At 28.3% G+C, this 20,627-nt stretch carries 24 protein-coding genes and 4 pseudogenes; 23 read left to right on the top strand and 5 right to left on the bottom strand.

Annotated features, from left to right (window positions below; genetic code table 11):
- The 6 genes and pseudogenes from T483_RS32360 to T483_RS0127760 all read left to right on the top strand — a co-directional run.
- Positions 1-282 (top strand): annotated as a pseudogene (locus T483_RS32360) (hypothetical protein); the annotation flags it as partial.
- Positions 283-295: 13 nt separating this feature from the next.
- Complete coding sequence (locus tag T483_RS0127785) at positions 296-484, top strand: hypothetical protein (protein ID WP_026889755.1); 189 nt, start codon at positions 296-298, stop codon at positions 482-484.
- A 1,120-nt stretch (positions 485-1,604) separates the two neighbouring features.
- Positions 1,605-1,751, top strand: a complete 147-nt coding sequence (locus tag T483_RS31395; RefSeq protein ID WP_155268554.1) for a hypothetical protein — start codon at positions 1,605-1,607, stop codon at positions 1,749-1,751.
- A 235-nt stretch (positions 1,752-1,986) separates the two neighbouring features.
- A complete protein-coding gene (locus tag T483_RS0127775) occupies positions 1,987-3,219 on the top strand; it encodes a leucine-rich repeat protein (RefSeq protein ID WP_026889754.1) in 1,233 nt (410 codons plus the stop codon).
- Positions 3,220-4,342: 1,123 nt separating this feature from the next.
- Positions 4,343-5,038, top strand: coding sequence for a class I SAM-dependent methyltransferase (locus tag T483_RS0127765; protein WP_026889753.1), 696 nt, complete (start codon positions 4,343-4,345; stop codon positions 5,036-5,038).
- A 409-nt stretch (positions 5,039-5,447) separates the two neighbouring features.
- On the top strand, positions 5,448-6,005 hold the full coding sequence (locus T483_RS0127760; protein WP_026889752.1) for a hypothetical protein: 558 nt from the start codon (positions 5,448-5,450) through the stop codon (positions 6,003-6,005).
- 356 nt (positions 6,006-6,361) lie between these two features.
- Here the strand turns inward: T483_RS0127760 and T483_RS0127755 are convergent, their stop codons facing one another.
- Positions 6,362-6,550, bottom strand: a complete 189-nt coding sequence (locus T483_RS0127755) for a YvrJ family protein (protein WP_026889751.1) — start codon at positions 6,548-6,550, stop codon at positions 6,362-6,364.
- A 96-nt stretch (positions 6,551-6,646) separates the two neighbouring features.
- Complete coding sequence (locus tag T483_RS0127750) at positions 6,647-7,168, bottom strand: hypothetical protein (protein WP_026889750.1); 522 nt, start codon at positions 7,166-7,168, stop codon at positions 6,647-6,649.
- Positions 7,169-7,526: 358 nt separating this feature from the next.
- Here T483_RS0127750 and T483_RS0127745 point away from each other — a divergent pair, with 358 nt between their 5' ends.
- The 4 genes and pseudogenes from T483_RS0127745 (at position 7,527) to T483_RS0127730 (ending at position 8,668) form a co-directional block, all read left to right on the top strand.
- A complete protein-coding gene (locus T483_RS0127745) occupies positions 7,527-7,769 on the top strand; it encodes a hypothetical protein (protein ID WP_026889749.1) in 243 nt (80 codons plus the stop codon).
- Positions 7,770-7,953: 184 nt separating this feature from the next.
- Positions 7,954-8,205, top strand: a complete 252-nt coding sequence (locus T483_RS0127740; protein ID WP_026889748.1) for a hypothetical protein — start codon at positions 7,954-7,956, stop codon at positions 8,203-8,205.
- Positions 8,202-8,396, top strand: a pseudogene (locus tag T483_RS29930) (RNA polymerase sigma factor); the annotation flags it as partial. The gene T483_RS0127740 and the pseudogene T483_RS29930, both read left to right, overlap by 4 nt.
- On the top strand, positions 8,378-8,668 hold the full coding sequence (locus tag T483_RS0127730) for a hypothetical protein (RefSeq protein WP_026889746.1): 291 nt from the start codon (positions 8,378-8,380) through the stop codon (positions 8,666-8,668). The pseudogene T483_RS29930 and the gene T483_RS0127730, both read left to right, overlap by 19 nt.
- A 194-nt stretch (positions 8,669-8,862) precedes the next feature.
- On the opposite strand, the gene T483_RS0127725 is transcribed toward T483_RS0127730, so the two are convergent.
- A complete protein-coding gene (locus T483_RS0127725) occupies positions 8,863-9,465 on the bottom strand; it encodes a transglycosylase SLT domain-containing protein (protein ID WP_026889745.1) in 603 nt (200 codons plus the stop codon).
- Between the two features lie 503 nt (positions 9,466-9,968).
- Here T483_RS0127725 and T483_RS31390 point away from each other — a divergent pair.
- The 4 genes from T483_RS31390 (at position 9,969) to T483_RS0127705 (ending at position 14,283) form a co-directional block, all read left to right on the top strand.
- On the top strand, positions 9,969-10,115 hold the full coding sequence (locus tag T483_RS31390; RefSeq protein WP_155268553.1) for a hypothetical protein: 147 nt from the start codon (positions 9,969-9,971) through the stop codon (positions 10,113-10,115).
- Between the two features lie 200 nt (positions 10,116-10,315).
- On the top strand, positions 10,316-10,453 hold the full coding sequence (locus T483_RS31385; RefSeq protein WP_173706884.1) for a hypothetical protein: 138 nt from the start codon (positions 10,316-10,318) through the stop codon (positions 10,451-10,453).
- A 1,475-nt stretch (positions 10,454-11,928) separates the two neighbouring features.
- A complete protein-coding gene (locus T483_RS0127710; protein ID WP_026889744.1) occupies positions 11,929-12,750 on the top strand; it encodes a hypothetical protein in 822 nt (273 codons plus the stop codon).
- 873 nt (positions 12,751-13,623) lie between these two features.
- A complete protein-coding gene (locus T483_RS0127705) occupies positions 13,624-14,283 on the top strand; it encodes a suppressor of fused domain protein (protein WP_026889743.1) in 660 nt (219 codons plus the stop codon).
- Between the two features lie 57 nt (positions 14,284-14,340).
- Here T483_RS0127705 and T483_RS29925 read toward each other — a convergent pair.
- Positions 14,341-14,537: pseudogene (locus T483_RS29925) on the bottom strand (YvrJ family protein).
- 714 nt (positions 14,538-15,251) lie between these two features.
- Here T483_RS29925 and T483_RS32715 point away from each other — a divergent pair.
- Complete coding sequence (locus T483_RS32715) at positions 15,252-15,383, top strand: DUF3791 domain-containing protein (protein WP_155268558.1); 132 nt, start codon at positions 15,252-15,254, stop codon at positions 15,381-15,383.
- 1 nt (position 15,384) lies between these two features.
- Positions 15,385-15,594, top strand: coding sequence for a DUF3990 domain-containing protein (locus tag T483_RS32710; protein ID WP_080697196.1), 210 nt, complete (start codon positions 15,385-15,387; stop codon positions 15,592-15,594).
- 360 nt (positions 15,595-15,954) lie between these two features.
- Here T483_RS32710 and T483_RS0127690 read toward each other — a convergent pair whose 3' ends face one another.
- Positions 15,955-16,314 carry a helix-turn-helix domain-containing protein gene (locus T483_RS0127690; protein ID WP_026889742.1) on the bottom strand — a complete coding sequence of 120 codons (360 nt, stop codon included), beginning with the start codon at positions 16,312-16,314 and terminating at the stop codon, positions 15,955-15,957.
- A gap of 236 nt (positions 16,315-16,550) precedes the next feature.
- Here T483_RS0127690 and T483_RS0127685 point away from each other — a divergent pair, with 236 nt between their 5' ends.
- The 7 genes and pseudogenes from T483_RS0127685 to T483_RS30785 all read left to right on the top strand — a co-directional run.
- Positions 16,551-16,748, top strand: a complete 198-nt coding sequence (locus T483_RS0127685) for a DUF739 family protein (protein WP_026889741.1) — start codon at positions 16,551-16,553, stop codon at positions 16,746-16,748.
- A 117-nt stretch (positions 16,749-16,865) separates the two neighbouring features.
- Positions 16,866-17,126 carry an excisionase gene (locus T483_RS0127680; protein WP_026889740.1) on the top strand — a complete coding sequence of 87 codons (261 nt, stop codon included), beginning with the start codon at positions 16,866-16,868 and terminating at the stop codon, positions 17,124-17,126.
- A gap of 230 nt (positions 17,127-17,356) precedes the next feature.
- Positions 17,357-18,733: a phage replisome organizer N-terminal domain-containing protein gene (locus T483_RS0127675; protein ID WP_026889739.1), complete on the top strand. Its 1,377-nt coding sequence runs from the start codon at positions 17,357-17,359 to the stop codon at positions 18,731-18,733.
- A gap of 49 nt (positions 18,734-18,782) precedes the next feature.
- Positions 18,783-19,409 carry an ATP-binding protein gene (locus T483_RS0127670; protein ID WP_026889738.1) on the top strand — a complete coding sequence of 209 codons (627 nt, stop codon included), beginning with the start codon at positions 18,783-18,785 and terminating at the stop codon, positions 19,407-19,409.
- Positions 19,410-19,642: 233 nt separating this feature from the next.
- Positions 19,643-19,720, top strand: a pseudogene (locus T483_RS32705) (AbrB/MazE/SpoVT family DNA-binding domain-containing protein); the annotation flags it as partial.
- Complete coding sequence (locus T483_RS32355) at positions 19,694-20,335, top strand: phage major capsid protein (RefSeq protein ID WP_431603164.1); 642 nt, start codon at positions 19,694-19,696, stop codon at positions 20,333-20,335. The pseudogene T483_RS32705 and the gene T483_RS32355, both read left to right, overlap by 27 nt.
- Before the next feature lie 128 nt (positions 20,336-20,463).
- Positions 20,464-20,627: transposase zinc-binding domain-containing protein (locus tag T483_RS30785; RefSeq protein ID WP_196244932.1), on the top strand; the 164-nt coding region annotated here is incomplete at its 3' end.

Raw genomic sequence — 20,627 nt, 5'->3', positions numbered from 1 at the left:
GAGTCAATCCTATATGCTTTTGCAAGTAAATTTTTAGAAGGTAAAGATTTAGAAAAAGTAAGGGAGGAGATAAAAATGACTGAATTAGGTAGAAGCTTAATTGAAGAAGGCATGGAAAAGGGAATAGAAAAAGGAATAGTTGAAGGGGAAAATAAAAAGACTATTGAGATTGTAAAAAATGCTATCAAAAAAGGAATGGACAATAGCATAATAAGTGATTTGACTGGGCTATCAAATGAAGAAATTGAGGCAATAAGAAAAGCCTTAAAATATAGTAATTAAGGACATAAGTATTATGACTGAATTAGGTAAGAGTTTATTTGAAGAAGGCTTTAAAGACGGTAAGCTAGAAAATGAAATAGAAACAGCTAAAAGAGCCATAAACGAAGATATGAGTGATGAATTAATTAGTGAATTGGTTGGGCTATCTATAAGGGAAATTAAGATAATAAGAATAGCTATTGAAACTAATAAAACAAATTAAATAAAATCATAAAAAGGAAGATATTAATATACTTTAAGCAATAGACTATGTACGAGAGATAGAACCTCTAAACGAAGGTTTTTAGGTTCGCATATATTATACTCAGCTTAAAGTTATTAATATCTTTTTATTTTAACTCGCCAAGGCTCAGACAAAGGAAGAGAAGTACAAGCTAATGCGTATATTAGAATAAAATATATTATAAATGTTTAATGGCGCATTTAGAAATTATATATTTTGCTCTTATAGCTTGTACTTCTCATTGTTTTGTTGTAGCCTGCGGCAGCAAGGAATAAATTTATAAAGAGCAATGGGTGCTCTTTATAAATTTATATGAGTATATTTGATATAAGGTTTGATAGTCTTAACTATGCATTGTTATATATGATGTTATAGGTATATACGTTATTACTAGTATACAATAATTTGCTATTTATATATTTTATTTGGGCGCTTTATCCATCACCCAAAAAAGGACATGTCATACAGCATATATTTCTAAGAATATAGGAGTTTTCCGGCAAGCTTCAACCTCCTATATACTAAGAGATATTATGCATTAGACTAGTCCTTTATTGGGTACCCGATGGAGCGCAAAAAGGCAAGTACACTTCGCTAAATAAGTCGTTGTCCAGAAAATGTCCGAGCTAAAATATTAAAGGCCATGAATTTTTATGGCCTTTTTGTGTTGCTGGAATTTATGAAAATCTAGGGTGTATTCCTTAATTTCGGCTGGGACACTTCGGGAAACGTTATTTAGCTAAATGTACATGCCTTTTTTGTGGTAATGGGGGGCAAGTGCAGATTATAGAGAAGGTGCTACTATAGTTTTTGTATATCATAATACTTGAAATAATGCTGCATGCGCAGATAAAGTATTTGTTAAATGTGAGAGCAGGAATAAAAGTTAATGTTTTTCTTTTTAAAGAGGATCCTTTGAATTTACTTCTAAATTCTAACTCCAGAAAGAGTCAATATGTAATACTAAGGAGCTTTGCTCCTAGTATCACATTGACACTTTCTTAAGATGTTGGCTTAAGTGTAGTGACGGGATTAAAGGCTGTGCCTTAAATCCCATGAACAATAGAAAGCAGATGAAATGTATATTATTCTGAAGATTATGGAGAAGTCCTGTTTGTTTTATTATATGATTTGTGGAGAAGTGATGCATACGCATAAAGAAAAAGACGCCTTGGACTTGCTTTCGCAGTATAGAGATAAAGTTTGTTGGAAGGTGATGGCGCCCAGTGGAATAAAAGTAATTTAATATTAAGAACAGTAATGCATAGTCTGTAGATGAGCAGTAAAGTGAAAATGAAAAGTCTTATTATAGGTTAAATTGTTATTAAGTGTGTGAAAGAAGAAAGGCATTAAAAGTGCACTTATGAGAAGGTTATAATACCATTAATGTTATTTGATTTTATACAATTTTATTGTGTATTAAGTTAAAAAATGGTAATTATGATATAATAAGTTAAAAATGAGGATAAGGGGAATGAATGATGAGAAAATTGAAATTAACAAAAGTAATAGCAAGTTTATTAGTAGCAGCTTCAGTATTAGCATTAAATCCAACAGGTGCAAGTGCACAGTGGAGACAAGATAATAAGGGATGGTGGTATACAGATGGAGATTCCTGGTATACTGGATGGAAACAAATTGATGGTAAATGGTATTATTTCTATCCTAGTGGTTATATGGCCAAAGAAATAATGATTCAAGGGTATTATCTAAATTCCAGTGGTGTATGGTCAGAACTTACAACAAGTGGAAACTTGATGTTTGATAAATCAACTGGCACAATAGTAAAATATAATGATGATAAATGTACTACTTCATTAGTTATACCAAGTGAAATTGATGGTGTTCAAGTAAAACGTATAGGAGAAAAGGTATTCGAGGATAGTAAATTAGAAAGCATAACAATGCCAAATGGTGTAACAAGCATAGGGGATTTTGCATTTGCTGGGTGTGTCAATTTAACAAGTATAATAATACCAAATGGTGTAACAAGTATAGGAGTTTGTGCATTTGAGAGTTGTAATAGTGCAACAGATATAACAATACCTAGTAGTGTAACAAGTATAGGAAGTCTTGCATTTCATCTGTGTGAAAGTACATTTCATGTAGAGAGTGAAAGAACAAAGCAATTATTACTTAAAGGTGGTATAAATGAAAGTAACATAATATTAAATGGTCAATCATCAGCAGTGAATCAAAATGCATCTGCAAATATAAATAATGTAAGCACAAACGTTAATGAAAATGGTAATGAGCAGATAGTAACATTTTCAGATAAGAAATTAGAACGAAGAGTAAGATATAAAATAAATAAACCTACAGGAGATTTATATGAAAGTGATGTTGAAAAAATTACTTCGCTTGATGTGCCAGATAAACAAATTGAAGATATAAGCGGAATTGAAACTTTAAGTAATTTAAAAGAACTTTATTTAACTGGAACCAATGTAAGTGATATAAGCAAATTAAAAGGATTAACTAATTTACAGCAGCTTTCTTTAACTGGAACCAATGTAAGAGATATAAGTGCATTAAAGGAATTAACTAATTTAAAGAGACTTGATTTAGCTTTTACTGAAATAAAAGATATAAGTGACTTAAAAGGATTAATTAACTTACAGGAACTTGAATTAACTGCTGTTAAAATAAGTGATACAGATAAAAAAACATTGGAGAATGCATTACCAAACTGTAAAATTAATTTCAGTAATTAAGAATTTAAAAATAAATACGTTCATTGAAGAAGCAAAGGCAAAATTACCACAACAGGCAAAAACAGTCAGACAAAAACTAATTATTATACATGGAAATTTAGTTATGAGGTTGGATCTGATATAAATAGTTTTTCTCAATATTTTGATGCTTGTGTGATATGTTGTTAGTTTGAAAATATTGAAATATAAGAAATATATCGGTAATGTGTACCCATGATTTTGATATGGTTCAACTAGGAGGTTTGGTGCTTACACGGCAGTTCTCATTAGGAAAAAGTGAATCTTATTGTGATTTTCATTATAAGAAAGAAAATTATATTATGTCATATTACTGACATAATCCCCGTGTAATATAAAAACATAAAGTAGTTAATTAATTATTTACAGCTAAATTAAATAATTAATAACTAGTATTCAGAATGATCTATTCACACTAGTAGATCATTCTATTTTTATGGAACTATGCTGATTGAAGCTATAGCTAAATTTTAAAATACGTCGTAACTATAAATAGCTTTATTCTGTCCATCTTAACTCCTTTTACTTAAAGAAACATTAACTATGGGATTGGCTCAGCCTTTAATCCTGCCTCTACACTTAGAGCAATTGATGAAGAAAGTGTCAATGTAATGCCAATATAGCAGAGCGAATTGGTATTACGGATTGACTCTTTCTGGAATTAAAGTTTAGAAGTGAATTTAAAGTAAGCCGGATGGATGAGGAAAACATTAACTTACGAGTGTAACGATCATAATCAGAAGATATTAATTAGTTCAAGCTGAAAAGAATATAGGAGAGGTAAGAGTTATATTAAATGAAATTCTTTAATACATAGATTTTCTTTTGCTTGAAGTATATTAATATATTCCTTTTTTAATAAGAATAATAATTTAAAAGTATAGAACATAAAGAAAAAGCAACATTTCATAGGGGAATATGAATGTTGCTTCTTTATAATAGGGTAAATATTTATGAAAAAAAGTTTTATCAATCTTATAACTTTATTATAGTGTATTATTGTGTCAGTATAATGACAGATTAAGATTTAGTTAGACAATATTATATATTCAAATATGTTATAATTAACCAAAAGGTAAATTATAATTTGTGGGGGAAGATACAAATGGATAGTACAAGTATTCCAGTATGGGAATTATTGCAAAAGCAAATAACATGGAATCAGTTAAGTTTTATACATAATAAAAAAATATTGGATTTTGGAAGTGGAATGGGAATAACAGCTTCACATTTTGCAAGGGACAATGAAGTTGTTGCAATTGAACCAGATAATAAAATGCTTTCAGAAAGAATTACGGATAATGACTATACTCAAATACATGGAGATATGCAGGCTCTGAAAGAATTTGAAGATGAATCATTTGATGTTATATTATGTCATAATGTTTTTGAATATGCTCTACAAAGAGAAGATATTGCTAAGGAATTTGCAAGGATTCTAAAAAAAGATGGAGTGCTTTCTATATTGAAACATAATAGAGTAGGAAGAATTATGCAGATGGTTGTTTTATTAAATAATTTTGAGCATGCTAATGAATTATTAGAAGGAAAGAATGGAAAGACAGAAAAGTTTGGAGATATTCACTACTATGATGATATGGATATTCTAAAGTGGTCAAATGATTTTGAAATAGAAAAGATATTAGGAATGAGAACATTTTGGGATTTACAACAAAATCAAGATATACAAAAAGATGAAAAATGGCAGAAACAAATGATTGCCATGGAGCAGAATGTTTGTGAAAGAGATGAATTTAAAGCAGTTGCCTCTTTTCATCATCTGATACTTAAGAAAAAATAGCACATTCTGAGTATAATATTTAGTTTTCAAACTTTAAACTAAATCTTACAAATAATAAATTTGCATTGGGAGAATAGATCATATTTACATAATTAAAATGAAAATTATTTAAGGAGTGGTTATACTTAAAAGGCGTATCAACCGTTGATACGTTCTTCTATTTAATAATGTATAACCTAAAAACAATGCAAGTATAACAAATAGTAACATACATAGGGGTAATATGCATGCTACTCATTTATATAGAAATTTTCATAAGCATCATTAAAACCAATTGTTTACATAAGCAGTCTTCCGAGCTCTTCTTCAAAAATTACAATTTATCCATTTATTGGGGAATATATACTCTACCAGATATAATAAAATAAGTTATAATTATGAGACAATAATTTAGATTTGGAGTAAAAGTATGAAAAAAAATATAAGAAAATTAGGAAAATCAAAAATTATATCATATAGTTTTATTATAATTACTCTTTTAGTTTGTACATGTGCAGTAGCTACTTATTTTGTTGGAAATGTAACAAAGTATTGGCTTTATTTTATAATGACTAATTATGCATCTATCCTAACTTTCCTTATAGCTGCATTAATTTTAAGTATATTAATACTATTTAATACTGACATAGATCAAAAGGCCATAGGAATTATAGCTTTTATTGGATTCGCCCTAGGATTTGGCTTGATTTTTATAAATTTAGCATTACCTTTAGACATGGATATATATACAATGATAACGAGATCTTATAGCGAGATTAATGGCCCAGTTGTATCAGCCGAATTGAAACGTACAAATTTAAAGTATAGAACAATGGAAACAGAACTTACTATGCATGATAATATTAAAAATGAAAATATAACTATTACTTTTTTTAATCAGCCATCATATGATTTTAGAGTAGGAGAAAATATTAATGTTAAATATTTGCCACATTCACGTATGGGAATATCATATTTTCACATATAATGAAGGTTTTCCCTTTTATTATTACAGCCATAAATAACAATGAAAAATCACACTCATCATTGTATTAGTATATCTAGAAACTTTTTCTAGTATTTTATATTTTAAAACGTCTTAATCAAATAATGTAGCAATTAATGAAAATATTGTTCTTGAAAATTCAATACTATTATATTTGCAAAACATGCTATAATTAACTAAAAGATAAATTCCAATTTATAGTTGAGTTCTTTGTGTTCTTGTAAACTTTGTATCATTTTATAATTTAAATTCAAATTAAACTACTTAGTTTCGGTGTCCTAATACAAACAAATTTAAAGGCGATAAACACTTAAAACAAAATGTTTATCGCCTTTTTCTCACGCCACTTTATTAGAATCATCATTATCTATAACAACTCCAAGCTTAGTTGATATTATGGTGTTTAATTTATTAATTGAACTAGATAAGTTATTAATTTGTTTTTCTAAGCGTATTAGCAAATATGCTGCAACAGCTATTGCAAAGCCATTATTAACAATAAGATCCATTAATTGATTTACTTCCATAAACTCATCACCTCCTATAAAGGATATATGAAATAAAGTATATTAGTTCATGTTAGAGAACAAATAATTATTTGAAATTACAATAGATAAATTAAATTATTGAATGCCGCCTTCATTTACAATATGGTTATGATAATGTTCTATAGCAATATCAACTATGGTACTGACACATACATTAATATCTGGATGTATGCTCTTTAATTCATTTATTTTTCTTATAGTAGAACTTCTAAGGGTGTAGCTTCTCTTAATAGTTGGAGTTTCACCATCAATGGCAGGAGTGGCACCATTAGGTAGTGGAGTTCTTCTATTATCAAATAAGTATTTTGTAGAGTTTAAAGTATTTTTTATTTCTATGGAGTTAGTTATATTATTTTTAAAATTGCTGTTACTAGTTGAAGCTGTATTAGTTTGAGTATTGTTTTTAGGATCTTCTTGAATTGCAGTATTATTAGATTTATATTCAGAATTGGTTTGAATCGTATCAAAATCATCATCAAAGAAGAATGAAGAAATGCAGTCACCAGCTATAGGAGTTTCGCTAGTAAATCCATATACTTCACCTTCATCATATTCAAAATCATTTTTAGGAACCTTTGCTGTTTTTATTCTAGCCATAAATTATATACCCTCCTTAGTAGTATTTTTATGTATCCTCGTAAAAGATATATGGTTATTTATTAGAGATTCTAAAATTCTAAAGAATTTATATATAATGGTCCTAATTGCAGCATAGCTGCTTTTTTTTAAGGTGTATATTTTTTAGAATTTTAGAATAAAAGAACTTGAGAATAATGGAATTTAAGAATACGAGAACTTAAGAATATAAGAATTTGCTTGTAAAATGCGGGGTAAGAGATTATACATACAAATTTAATCATGATTTTAATGTTATGTTACAGTATAAAACATATATCCATAATAGCAGCTGCTAAATTTTAAAGCTGTAAATAAATTATTGGAGTGTGTTGAAAAAATGATTAAAGATGAAATTAAACTTAATTCAGAAGAAGGAGAGGTTTTTGATAAAAAGCAAATAGCTTTAGCAATTAGAAATTCTACTTTTAATGATGAACTTGGATGTTCTTTATTAGAGGATGGGATATTAGATAAATGCCAAGGATGTAGCTTGAAATACATTTGTGATGGAATAGATAAAGTTGCCGATAGTTATATAGAGAAAACCACAGAGATAGTAAATGATTTTAGTTTTGAATAAGGCATAATTTTAATCTTTAACACTAAGAAATTATAATAAATAAAAATCTATGGACGCGAGAATTTAAGATGTTTTAAGAAATTTAAATATAGGTTATAATTACAGTATAGACAATGTGTTAAGTTGAATATGTGCGACAAAACAATAAGTTAAAAAATAATATCATAAAAGGAGGTTTTAATATATGCTATGGAATGAAGTAAGAAAAACTTATCCTAATAAATGGATCGTATTTGATGGCTTAAAACAATATGAGAAAGATAATAAATTAATTGTTGAAGATTTAGCAATAGTAGAAGTATTTTCAGATTTAAACATAGCTTACAAGTATTATTGCAATCTTCATAAACAGGATAAATCACGCAAATTAAATATTGGCGATACGCGTAAAGAAAATCTTGAATTTAAAATCGAAAGGATCGGATTAATGAGATGATAAATTTAAGGTATGAAAATAAGTTATTATACGTATATCTTATTACAGGTAGTAAGCATACAAGTGAAGATATTGTACAAGAAGCATTTATAAGCTGTTATAAGAATGTAAAAAATCTTAGAAATCCAGAGCATTTCAAATCATGGTTTTTTAAAATGCTTACAAGAATTGCATGGAGATATGCAAAAAAATAAATCAGAAGTATTTAAATGAAAACCCATCAAAAAATGTTATATCAATAGACTATAATGGAATAAAGATTGAATATACTAGTAATCAATATAAGGCAGTTCAAGAAGGTTATAAGCCAACAGAAGAAGAAAAAGAATTAGAAGATAAAGGAATTCTTCAAATTGGATATGGAAGTGAAGAAACAAAAGTTAGTCAAAATCAGTCAGTTACATGGTATGAAGATGGAATATCTTATTGCATCTTGAATAGGGATTATACTGAATTAAGTTAAGAAGATATGATTAATATGGCAAAAAAGGTTATAGGCTAAAAAATAGGACTGTTCTCAAAAAATAATGAGAACAGTCCTATCATATTTATCAATTCAAATAACTATATCAATTTCACACTAAGTCCAAGAAACTCCCAATTAAAAAAGTCAATTATATATTGGAATTTAATAAACTTGTCCACTTATTTTGTTTGTTATTTCTTTCCGCCATAGTTTTTATATGTTTTATATACTGCGTTTGCATATTGATCAGCTAGGATTGGTCGACCATATGAGTCTGTGCAACCTGGATACCAGTTTGGACCTCCATTATAATGCAATAAACCATTATATACACCACCAAATTGATCAACCATCTCCTTTATAATCAATCCACCTAATGCTACCTGATCTTGAAGATTTCCATGATTATAAGTTCGTCCATATGTTGATTTAAACTTTGCTGCATATGCATTTCTTGTACTTGGTTCCACTTGCATTAATCCATCGCCAGATGAGGGACTGCCAGATAAACCTGCACCAAAATTACTCTCTTTTTTTATAACTGCACATAATAATAATGCAAAATCTCCATTCTTACTAAATTTCTTATCTACATTATATGCATATTTCCATATGTTACTTGGAACTTCACTAGGCTTTGATACTGATGTCTTCGTTAGATTCGCAAGTTTTGCTGGATTTGTAGTTATTGTTGAATTTGTTGTTGCTGCCTTAGCAAGCATCGGCATTTCAGTTAATGTAAGTCCAATTACTAAAGTGAGAGTAACTAGTTTTTTTAATTTCTCGTGTTTCATAATACATCACTCCTTTAAATTTTAATGAAAATCCATAAGACACATTCACCCCATAGGGGAGAGTGCAACTCACAGGTATTTATTTAATGACTCTTTAGAGCCAAAAAATCATGTTAATACACTTACTTGGAATATAAAGATTTAATTTTGAAATTATTTTGATTAATAACCTCAAATTAAAACCTATATTATATAAATTCGAAAAGAGTAATTTTTTTCAGTGGGATAAATTTAGTTATTTTGCAATAAAATGTTTTTAGAGTCTAAATTAGTTTCGCATAATGTCTAGAATTGGTAGTTGATGTAATGGGATAAAAAGAATTAATATTAGAAGATGATTTAGGATAATGAATGGTGAACCAGTGCGGTTGAGCAAGGCTGTGTAATTTAAATGGTGGAAATCCATTCTGAAAAGATTAAGTCAAATCATTCAGTAGCGAGTCATTGAAATAAATAGGTAACTATTTATTTTAAGCGTTGACAGTTAGGTAGTAGGCTTGAATGTGAATGAGCCTCGTAATAAGTATAAATTGGGGAAAGCTGACGGTGTCGGTTCTCTGGAAAGCAATATTATAGTAGGTGATAATGACGAGTCTACTATAACTTCCTCGGGGTCAAAGAGCCAAGCATGCTATACAATGATTACATAGCAACTCAGGAGACCTTATCAGCGCTCAAAAAAATGAGTATAATAAACAACCGATAAAAAGGAAGAATATTAAAAGGTTGATGGGGAGTCGGATAATCTCATAGTACCAATGATAGTGGGTAATGCCAAAGTAGGGAAGGAGATTACATATTATTGTCTTAACTAAGGAAACATTAACTGCACACAGGAGTAGATGAATTAATGGAAACAAAATTACTTAAGATAGCAGAAATTGCTAGACAAAATCCAAAAGAAAAATTTACATCATTATATCACTATATTAATAAAGAAAGCACTTTTCAAGTGGTTAAATCGCAGAAGCCAAAAGCGAAGTTTTGATTTGGAGAAGTTTAAAATGTATATGAAGTACAATCCTTTACCTAAGCATAAAATCAATGTAAATGTATATAGATAGCAAGTTCTGTAAAATAATATGAGGAGCCGTATGCCTTAATTGGGCACGTACGGATCTGAGAGGGGGAAAGTTCGTGAGAGCTTTCTCTACTCGACTACCATATATAAAATTCAAATTCCAATTATTCATATAATTAGAAGTAAAACATCTATAGAAATATAGGTGTTTTTTAATTTTAGCTAGAATAAAATTACGAAACAGGACCTAAAAACACAAATTAAAAATGTGAATTTTTCAATAAAAAACTATGGTGTAAAAATGGTGTAAAATAATAAAAACATCAAGATTTTAAATACTTAAAACCTTGATGTTTTCTAACTTGGTGACCCATAGGAGAATCGAACTCCTGAGTCTAGAAATTACCAATTACATATCATTATATTTAATTATAAATCTGTGTATAATGGCTTAAATACTGAGTTGCAACAATATGGATATTTATAACAAATTATATTGATTTAGAACTTAGTCGGGAAAAAGTCGGGAATAATCGGGAAAGTTTAATATAGTAAATTTATTAATTATTGAAATCATCCTACATATATAAACTGAAAATTCTAATCCAGAATGAAAAATAAAATACAAATATAATAATGAAATTATATTTGTAATGTGTTAGATAAGAATTATAGTTATATTTAATATACAGGTGAATATAATAATTGGGAATGAATGTATTTATCTAAACAATTGTATTTTCACGTATAAAAGGCTTACATTTTAAAATAGAATAGAGGTGATAAGAACATGAATAAATATGAGTTTATGTTAATATTTTTGATTTTTAGTATATTGACATTAACAATTATATGTTTTATAGCTAAATAATCATGCCTAATTTATTTTGAATTTCTAGAAAGGAGGAAATCCTCCTCTCCTAGATAAAAAATAAATTATGAAATAAAATATAGAATGTATAATCATATTCATGTTCTTATCAAGGATTTAGAATGAGGAGCTAATATAGTGTATTGTGCTCCTCATTTGATTGTTTATATGCCAATATATATAGTTGGAATTATTGAAATAAATAATGATAACAATTTATTAAGGTGGCAATAATCTATATAATAGATATAGCTAAATAAGTATTATTAATTAGGCGGTATAAAGTATATAAAGAAACAAAATATAAAAATAATATACATGAAATTGTTTAATGTTAGAGAGATGAGTGCTTTGACGTTTATATAATAAAGGATAGACTTTTGTATAAGTCATATGTCGATTATAATATCGCTAGAAGAATGAATAAAAATATAGCATAGTGCTGTTATGATATTTAGAAATTTGCTTATATATGTTAAAATTAACTTAATAAATTTAAATTATATAAGTAAGGTTTTATTAGAGGAATAGATTATTATAAAAAATATTTTTACATGAGGGGGGTGCATTAGTGAAGCAAATAAATTATGAAGATATGATAATGAAAAGAGCAATGGATATATTTGCAGAAGAGGGTCTAAAATTTTTTGGTATAGATAAAAAAGTAAAAGATATTGGATCTACCGAAATTGTTGTTCTTGAGATAAAGAATATGCTAATGGATTATACTTTCCTAATGGAAGATGATACTTATATTCATTTTGAATTCCAGACTACTAACAAAGGAATTGAAGACTTAAGGAGGTTTAGAACCTATGAAGCACTTCTTAATTTTCAAACAGGAAAAGATGTTGTAACATACGTTGTTTATTCAGGGGATATTAAGGATCCTATAAATGAATATAAAAGTGGAATTAATTACTATAAAGTCAATGCAATCTCAATGGCTAATAAGGACGGAGATGCAATTTTTAATGATATAATAAATAAAATAAATAATAAAGAAGAACTAAGCAAGCAGGATATTATATCTTTAACATTTACACCAATAATGGGTGGGAAGCTTAGTAAAAGTGATAAGATAATAAATGCAATTAGAGTAGTTAAAGGTATAGATAAAGATTACAGATATGACGTTGAGTCAATCCTATATGCTTTTGCAAGTAAATTTTTAGAAGGTAAAGATTTAGAAAAAGTAAGGGAGGAGATAAAAATGACTGAATTAGGCAGAAGCTTGATAAAAGAAGGGAAATTAGAAGGAAAGCAAGAAAATTCAATAGAAATTGCTAAAAGAGCTATTAAAAAGGGAATGAGTGACGAATTAATTAGTGAATTAACAGAACTATCCATTGAGCAAATACAGATAATAAGAAAAACTATTGAAACTAATTAGTATTATTGCGGAAAGTATATGACGGAATTAAGTACTATTTTAATTGAAGATGGTTATAAATAAGGATTTGAGCAAGGTGAATTAAAAAAATCAATAGAGGTTTCTAAGATAGCCATAAATCAAGGTATGAGTGACGAATTGATTAGTGAATTGGTTGAGCTATCTATAAGAGAAATTAAAACAATAAGAATATCTATTGAAACTAATAAAACAAATTAAATAGAATTATAAAAAGGAAGATATTAATATACTTTAAGCAATAGATAATGTACGAGATAAAGAACCTCTTAACTAAGGTTTTTAGGTTCGCATTTATTATACTCAGCTTAAAGTAATTAATATCTTTTTATTTTAACTCGCCAAGGCTCAGAGATATGTATGTAGGTATAACTACTATAAATACATAAATTATAATTATATTAGTGTAAGCATATAAAGGATAACAATAAAATAAAAGTGTAAAAACATAGATGGGAAGTAACAAGAGAGCAGCTGTGCTGCTCTTCTATAAAATAAGTGACTTGGACAAAAGATTGTCCAAGTCTTCCTTTGTTTGAGCGTAAGCGAGTTATAATTTTTGTAATAGGTAAACTGAATAAAGAATATAACTTGAGTTTTAAAATGTCAGGACAACATGTATTTAAATAAAATAAAGTTATAAGCTATAAATTTAGCTTAATCTATTACTTCCTTAGGAGCGAAGCGACGTTATTGGATCACAAAAGATGGACTGAATAAAGTGAATATAAAGTTGTAAATTATAGAGGATACTATAAAAAGCTTTATTCTGTCCATCTTAATTCCGATAATATTAATATAGAATTAAATATAATAAATTATATTAGAATTAAAGGTATTTAGGAGGAAAAATAAATGACTTTAGATGAATATAAAAAGTGTGTTGAAGAACAGGAAGATTGGGCACCAGGGTGGGATGCTATTGATGAAGTTTTTGACAAACTTTATCCTAATCAGAAACCTGCACATTATGGTACAGAATTGCATAAACGAGCTATTTTTGGTGGAGACCAATATTTGGATGGGTATAGTATTTATCAATCTAATAATGGTTATAAGCATTTATTAACTTACGGAATGACGGAGCTTTATACAAATGAAGAAGCTTTTGGTGGTGAATGGAGTGGCTGGGGCTATGAAATGACTATAAAATTGAAAGAGGATTCAAATGAAGAGTGCATGTGGGCAATTGATATGCTATCTAACCTTGCTAGATATACATATACACAGAAGAGATTTTTTGAGCCATTACAATTTATAGCTGGAAACGGAACTTCCCTCCATATAGGCGTTGAGTCAGCAATTACAGCATTATTAATTGTAAATGATACTGAAGCTAATGAAATTGATACTGTTCATGGAAAGGTTGATTTTATTCAATTGGTTGGAATAACTGAAAAAGAATTAGAAGTATTGAAAGAGGATCGTACACAAGCCGTTATACTTGTTGAAAATATGAAGAAAGATAATCCCTTTTTGATTACTGATATGAAAAGAACAAAATCTTATTTATAAGAAAATATGAATAAATTAAAATGCGATAAACAATTTGAAATGTTTATCGCATTTTTATCAAGCTACTTTATGAGGATCATCATTAGAATCTACCTCTAGAGCTATCCCAAGTTTAGCTGATATTATGGTATAAGCTTATTAATTGAACTAGATAAGTTACTAATTTGTTTCTCTAATCTAATTAGCAAATATGCTGCAACAGCTATAGCAAATCCATTATTAACTATCAAGTTAATTAGTTCATTAACTTCCATAATTTAATCACCTCCATAAAAGATATATGGATAAATGTTAGTTATTGTATGGATTTAGATAGTGAATTAACAGAACTATCCATTGAGCAAATACAGATAATAAGAAAAACTATTGAAACTAATTAGTATTATTGGGGAAAGTATATGACTGAATTAAGTACTATTTTAATTGAAGATGGTTATAAACAAGGCTTTGAGCAAGGTGAATTAAAAAAATCAATAGAGGTTGCTAAGATAGCCATAAATTAAGGGATTAGTGACGAATTAATTAGTGAATTGGTTGGGCTATCTATAAGAGAAATTAAAACAATAAGAATATCTATTGAAACTAATAAAACAAATTAAATAAAATTATAAAAAGGAAGATATTAATATACTTTAAGCAATAAATAATGTACGAGATAAAGAGCCTCTTAACTAAGGTTTTTAGTTTCGCATTTATTATACTCAGTTTAAAGTAATTAATATCTTTTTATTTTAACTCGCCATTGTTTGAGTGTAAGTGAGTTATAATTTTTGGAATAGGCAAGATGAATAAAGAATTTAACCGGTTTTAAAATACCAGGATAACATATGTTAAATAAATTATATAATGAAATCTGTAAATTTAGCTTATCTATTACTTCTTTTTTTATATTAAAAGATAAATTAAAATAACAAAAGAGAAATTATTATACAATGTTGTATATTTTAGCAGTAATTTATTTTTAGGATATTGATAAGAATAGATATAAGTTTGCTAATTTTATTTTGGAAAACTGTGAAATATGGCATACACTATCTATTAATGATGCAATAGAAGATATGGCTATGTTTGCAAGGAATAACTTGGGATATTTAATCTGATATTATATCATATCATGGATCAAATATCCTTATTAAGGAGATTGATTTAAGCAAACTCAGGCTATATAAAGATTTTGGTCAAGGATTTTACTGTACAGAAATTAGAGAACAAGCAGAGTTAATGGCTAAAAGAGTGGCAAGAATTTATAGAGGTACTCCTTATGTTAATATATTTGAACTAGATGAAAATATAAATAAATTAAATCATTAACATTTACACCAATAATGAGTGGGAAACCTTAGTAAAAGTTATGAAATGATAAATGAAATTAGAATAGTTAAAGCATTAAAGTTAGGAATAGAAAGGTTAAATATACTGATATTAGAAGAAATATATAATTAAAAATAACTTGAAATTAAAATATAGCTTAAAGTAAGAAATGAAAGTGCTGTATTACTCTAGAGTGAATTATACAGCATTATTAATTATACATGAAAATTAATAATTAAAATGCTATATATAAGTAATAGAACTTATTTGTATACTTAATTAGAAGTGCTATAATTTAATTTCTGTATTTTCTTTTAATTTATTATTGTAATTAAATAACTTCCCATTATAGACAAGAAATTAAAAGCTTTTATCCTGATTATTAAGTCGTGAGCAACGATTAAATTCCATTTCTAATACTGTGCTTACCGTATGTTTGCCCATATGATCTAACGAATTATATTTTTTTAATAAACATTCTAATTCTTCTGATAGTTGTAAATGTGTTTTTATTTTGTTTTCAGCCCATCCCATTAAAATAGATGGGGTTGTTTCTAATATTGCTGCAAGTTTTTCGATTTTGTCAGAAGGTATATTAGAGATTACACCACTTTCATATCTTTGAAGTGTTGGCTTACTAATAGATAATCTTTTAGAAACATCTTCTAATGTGAGATTCAATTCTAATCGTCTATTTTTAATATTTTCTTTCAAACCCATTTTATGTTTCCTCCTCATAGCATATTAAAAGTAAGTAAATTATCCGATATTTATTAATTTAATTTATTGAATTGTAGTAAATAAATTAAATTATCATTTTTAATTTATTATAACATCTGTTTCCGGATATGCAACAATTATTTTCTATTATATGGAAAAAGTTACGTAAGAGGTATTGACAATAATAGCCATAATATATAAAATATTACTTAACAAGTAACGAAAGGGGAGCATTTATGATATTAATTAATGAGTTAAAAGGGAAGATGAGAGCAAAGGGATATACTCAGGAAAGGCTGGCAAGGGAATTAGGAATGTCTCCAAAAACTTTAGGTAATAAACTTAATAAAGGTATATTTGGTTCTAATGAAATCGATAAGATGATAAAAATATTAGATATAAAGAATCCAATAGAGATTTTTTTTTATGAATAAATTACTTGAAAAGTAAATTGAATTAACTTTATATATATTATTAGAAATCTAAGATTAATTATTCTAATTTAAAAGTATTAGGTTACGCTAATAGCTATTGTTATAGGAGGACAAGCTATGGAAGAATTATTAAAAGAAATTTTAGTTGAATTAAGAAAAAATAGTGAAAAAGAGAATGTTGGAGATAAACTTACTTATACACTTAAAGAGTGTTCTTATATATCAGGTATTGGTCTCAATACGTTACAAGAAGAGATATTAAAGAAGAATTCAGATTTTCCATTCTTTAAAATAGGAAAAAAGGTTATGGTAGATAAAAAGCTATTTCATCAATGGCTTGAAAATATTTCTATGGTTCACCAAGAATTAAGAAAATAGTAATCTTAAATATAAAAATATAAATGTAAATTTATTTTCATACACCTTGATTTAGAATGCATCAGGGATTCAACTTTTGATAGAAATGTATAAAAAAGAAAGTGAGGACTTACAAATGAATTTTAGAATTTTTAAATGTTATATATATGTTTGTAAGTTAATTGAGTTAAATCCATCATGGAATGGTCTCGAAAGGTTTAGGCAATTTTATTTATGGGAGCGTGAAAATAATGGCAGATATTAAATGGATTAAGTTAGCTACTAATATGCATGATGATGAAAAAATGAAATTAATAGATGCAATGCCTAAGAGGGATACAATTCATTACGTGTGGATAAGAATACTCTTACTCGGTGGAAAACTTAATGCCAATGGAAAGGTTTTCTTATCGCAAGGAAAGCCTCTTACTGTCAAAATGTTAGCTGTATTATTTTCTAGACCTTTAGAGGATATTAAAATTGCATTAAAAGTGTTATCTAACTTTGGCATGATTGAAATAGCTTCTGATAAAGTAATTAGAATTGTGAACTGGGATAAGCATCAGAACATAGAGGGAATGGAAAGGGTCCGTGAACAAAATAGAAAAAGAGTTGAAAATCATAGAGAAAAGAAGAAAGAAGAGAGGAAGGCAGCTAAAAGTAATGAGGAGGAAATTCAGGAGGATGAAGTCTTAGAAGAATATATAGATTTAGAAGAAAATCAAGATTTGAATGAAAATATAGAAGTAAAAAAAACTAATAACTTAGAACGAAAGAAAGATTACGCTGAGAATTATATTATAGAAGAAAACAAAGCTCTAGGTAAAAATGAGTTATTAGAAAATTTAGAAGCTAGTGAAGAAGCTTCTACAAATACTGATATTAATGATAAAACTAATACTGATGAAGGTGCTAGTGATATAAGTTCAGAAATTGCTAATAGTAATGAAGATATCAGTAACAACATTATAGAAAGTGATGATAATAATTGTATTGTTACTAAAAATATTAGTAACGTTACACGAAATAAAGGTAACGTTACAGTAACGCAGCAGAATAAGAAAGAGATAGAGAATAAGAAAAAGAAAAAAGAGATAGACAAAGATAAAAATATAGAGAGTAAAAAGAATAATGGTTTTGATATAAATAATAAAGGCTCAACTTGCGATGTAAATAATAAAGATTCGCCTTGTAATGAAGAAGTAAGTCAGTCAAATATTTTTGAGCAACATAATAATACTAAAAGTGAATCGGGAAAAGATGAGGACATAAACCTTAAAGCTTTAGAGCTTATGCATTATCATGAAAAAATAACAGGAAAACCAGGAGGGTGCGATTATGTTGCACTTAGATCAGCTATTGATATCCATGGAGAAAAGTTGGTTAAGATGGCTATGGATGTTGGCTTTGAGAAAAATTGTCCTGACATAAAGTATGCAATTGGAGTATTAAAAAACTGGAGGAGAGATGGGTATCCAGAAGATCATATGGAGGTAAAGAAAAATGGGTTTAGAAGTACTGGAAAGAGTAACACATCAGATAAAAATGAATTTGCAGGATTCAAGCCAAAGGAACCACGAAAACTTACAGAAGCTGAACGAAAAAGGATTGAAGCAAAACTTATATAGGTGTGACAAATGCTCAGATACAGGATGGATACTTATTAAGCAGGAGCATATGCAACCTCTTGCTGTAGCTTGTGAATGCAGAAAAATAGAAAAGCTAAAGAGTGAATGGAAGTATTCGGGAATCAATGTTGAACAAAGTAAACTTACTTTTTCTAGTTTTCTAGTGTGGAATCAGGCGTCCCAAAGGATGAAGGATACTGCTGCAGCTTATTGTACTGATTTTGATGAAATTAGAAACAATAGGCGCAATAGCATTTTATTATGCGGTCAGGTTGGCAGCGGTAAAACACACTGCAGCATTGCTGTTGCATTAAACTTTTTAAAACAAAGGATTAAAGTAGTATACATGCCTTATCGTGATGTGATCACAAAGATAAAACAAAACATGATTGATGAAGAATATTATACTAGGACAATTTCAAAGTATCAATTATGCGAGGTACTTTTAATTGATGACCTCTTCAAAGGAAAGGTTAATGAAACCGACGTGAATATTATGTTTGAAATCATTAATTATAGGTACCTTAATTTTCTGCCTATTATAGTCAGCAGCGAATTTTCTATTGATAGATTATTAGCATTTGATGAAGGTGTCGCTTCAAGAATATATGAAATGTCAAAAGATTATGTAGTAGAAATCGAAAAGGATATCAGGAATAACTATAGGCTTAAGTAAGAGCCCAAAAAGTGAGAGTCCAAATTTTATATTTGGTTACTCGAACTTTCTCTGTGAACTTTTATATTTGGCTGCTCGCACTTACTCCTATGAACGAATGTGAGTAGGAGTTTCCTTGATTGTGCTTAAGCTAGGTTATGAAAATGTAATTTTAGAAAAGAAAATAGAGATATTAGAAGAAAAGACAAGAGTAATTCAATGCAAGAAATAATTTATATGAGGAGAATGTAAAAATGAAAGCATCAGGGATAGTAAGAAATCTTGATAATTTAGGGAGAGTTGTAATACCAAAGGAAATAAGAAAAGTGTTATATCCAGAGAGTTCAACAGAATTTACTGGTGTTACATTAGATGGCAAAACTTTAGCTATGTTTATTCCAGTAACAGAACAATTATTGTCAAGTGCTAATATATCAGATGTATTAATGAACGCTTGTGCTAAAGCTATTGCAGTAAAGGCCGATAATGCTATGCTATACGGCACAGGATTAGGAGCGGAAATTAAAGGTATCGTCGCACATGATAATATAAATAAAATAGATTATACAGGTAAAGTAGATTATAACATGTTACTTAAAGGCGTAGGAGCAACTAAAGGGGCTAATATAGAGCCTACAGACATAGTTTATAATACAACAGTTGGTACAGATTTAGCTATGCTTATAGACGCTAATGGGCAATATATAACACCGCCTAAAGCATTAGATAAATATGCAATATCAGAAAGTAATAATATTAGTGATGATCAAGCATTAATATTCCATAGAGATTGCATGTTATTAGGGATCAATGAAAATATTCAAATAGAATTCGGATATACTAATGACGGTTTTCAACGAATGGTAAAATCTTTAAGGCTTTATGTTAGATTTGACCTAGGAATAATAAACGAAAAGGGTATTTCTTTAGTTACTGCAACAAATTAATTGTATTTATGGGTGTGTGGGTGATCCATGCACCTATTTTTTTGTTGTATAGGAAAGTATAAAAATTCCGATCGCTGAAAGCGCGGTGTAGACTTGTATTGAGTAAATTTATGTGGTAAATTGATGAAATGATTAAGAGTAAATTAAGAATAATATTAGAAGAAAATTGGAATGAATTTTATAAAAAATATAAAAATAAAATTAGACCTAATGTTATTGCAGAAGTGAAAAAAGTTATGAAATGCAAGGATATAAGTAATGGCTACATTGAATTAAAATGTGATGATTGTGG

Origin of the sequence: Clostridium beijerinckii HUN142 (assembly GCF_000621745.1) — a bacterium.
GTDB lineage: Bacteria > Bacillota > Clostridia > Clostridiales > Clostridiaceae > Clostridium > Clostridium beijerinckii_A.
The sequence above is the reverse complement of the archived record's forward strand: the minus strand, read 5'-3'. Positions and strand labels throughout refer to the sequence as shown.

Excerpts from the sequence above, each read along its gene's own strand:
- T483_RS0127705 (WP_026889743.1), top strand. The coding sequence starts at position 13,624 with ATGACTTTAGATGAATATAAAAAGTGTGTTGAAGAACAGGAAGATTGG.
- T483_RS0127740 (WP_026889748.1), top strand. The coding sequence starts at position 7,954 with ATGCTATGGAATGAAGTAAGAAAAACTTATCCTAATAAATGGATCGTA.
- T483_RS0127675 (WP_026889739.1), top strand. The coding sequence starts at position 17,357 with ATGGCAGATATTAAATGGATTAAGTTAGCTACTAATATGCATGATGAT.
- T483_RS31385 (WP_173706884.1), top strand. The coding sequence starts at position 10,316 with ATGGAAACAAAATTACTTAAGATAGCAGAAATTGCTAGACAAAATCCA.
- T483_RS0127755 (WP_026889751.1), bottom strand. The coding sequence starts at position 6,550 with ATGGAAGTAAATCAATTAATGGATCTTATTGTTAATAATGGCTTTGCA.
- T483_RS0127775 (WP_026889754.1), top strand. The coding sequence starts at position 1,987 with ATGAGAAAATTGAAATTAACAAAAGTAATAGCAAGTTTATTAGTAGCA.
- T483_RS0127730 (WP_026889746.1), top strand. The coding sequence starts at position 8,378 with ATGGAGATATGCAAAAAAATAAATCAGAAGTATTTAAATGAAAACCCA.
- T483_RS0127685 (WP_026889741.1), top strand. The coding sequence starts at position 16,551 with ATGATATTAATTAATGAGTTAAAAGGGAAGATGAGAGCAAAGGGATAT.
- T483_RS0127670 (WP_026889738.1), top strand. The coding sequence starts at position 18,783 with ATGCAACCTCTTGCTGTAGCTTGTGAATGCAGAAAAATAGAAAAGCTA.
- T483_RS0127785 (WP_026889755.1), top strand. The coding sequence starts at position 296 with ATGACTGAATTAGGTAAGAGTTTATTTGAAGAAGGCTTTAAAGACGGT.
- T483_RS0127725 (WP_026889745.1), bottom strand. The coding sequence starts at position 9,465 with ATGAAACACGAGAAATTAAAAAAACTAGTTACTCTCACTTTAGTAATT.
- T483_RS31395 (WP_155268554.1), top strand. The coding sequence starts at position 1,605 with ATGGAGAAGTCCTGTTTGTTTTATTATATGATTTGTGGAGAAGTGATG.
- T483_RS0127760 (WP_026889752.1), top strand. The coding sequence starts at position 5,448 with ATGAAAAAAAATATAAGAAAATTAGGAAAATCAAAAATTATATCATAT.
- T483_RS0127745 (WP_026889749.1), top strand. The coding sequence starts at position 7,527 with ATGATTAAAGATGAAATTAAACTTAATTCAGAAGAAGGAGAGGTTTTT.
- T483_RS0127750 (WP_026889750.1), bottom strand. The coding sequence starts at position 7,168 with ATGGCTAGAATAAAAACAGCAAAGGTTCCTAAAAATGATTTTGAATAT.
- T483_RS0127690 (WP_026889742.1), bottom strand. The coding sequence starts at position 16,314 with ATGGGTTTGAAAGAAAATATTAAAAATAGACGATTAGAATTGAATCTC.
- T483_RS0127765 (WP_026889753.1), top strand. The coding sequence starts at position 4,343 with ATGGATAGTACAAGTATTCCAGTATGGGAATTATTGCAAAAGCAAATA.
- T483_RS0127680 (WP_026889740.1), top strand. The coding sequence starts at position 16,866 with ATGGAAGAATTATTAAAAGAAATTTTAGTTGAATTAAGAAAAAATAGT.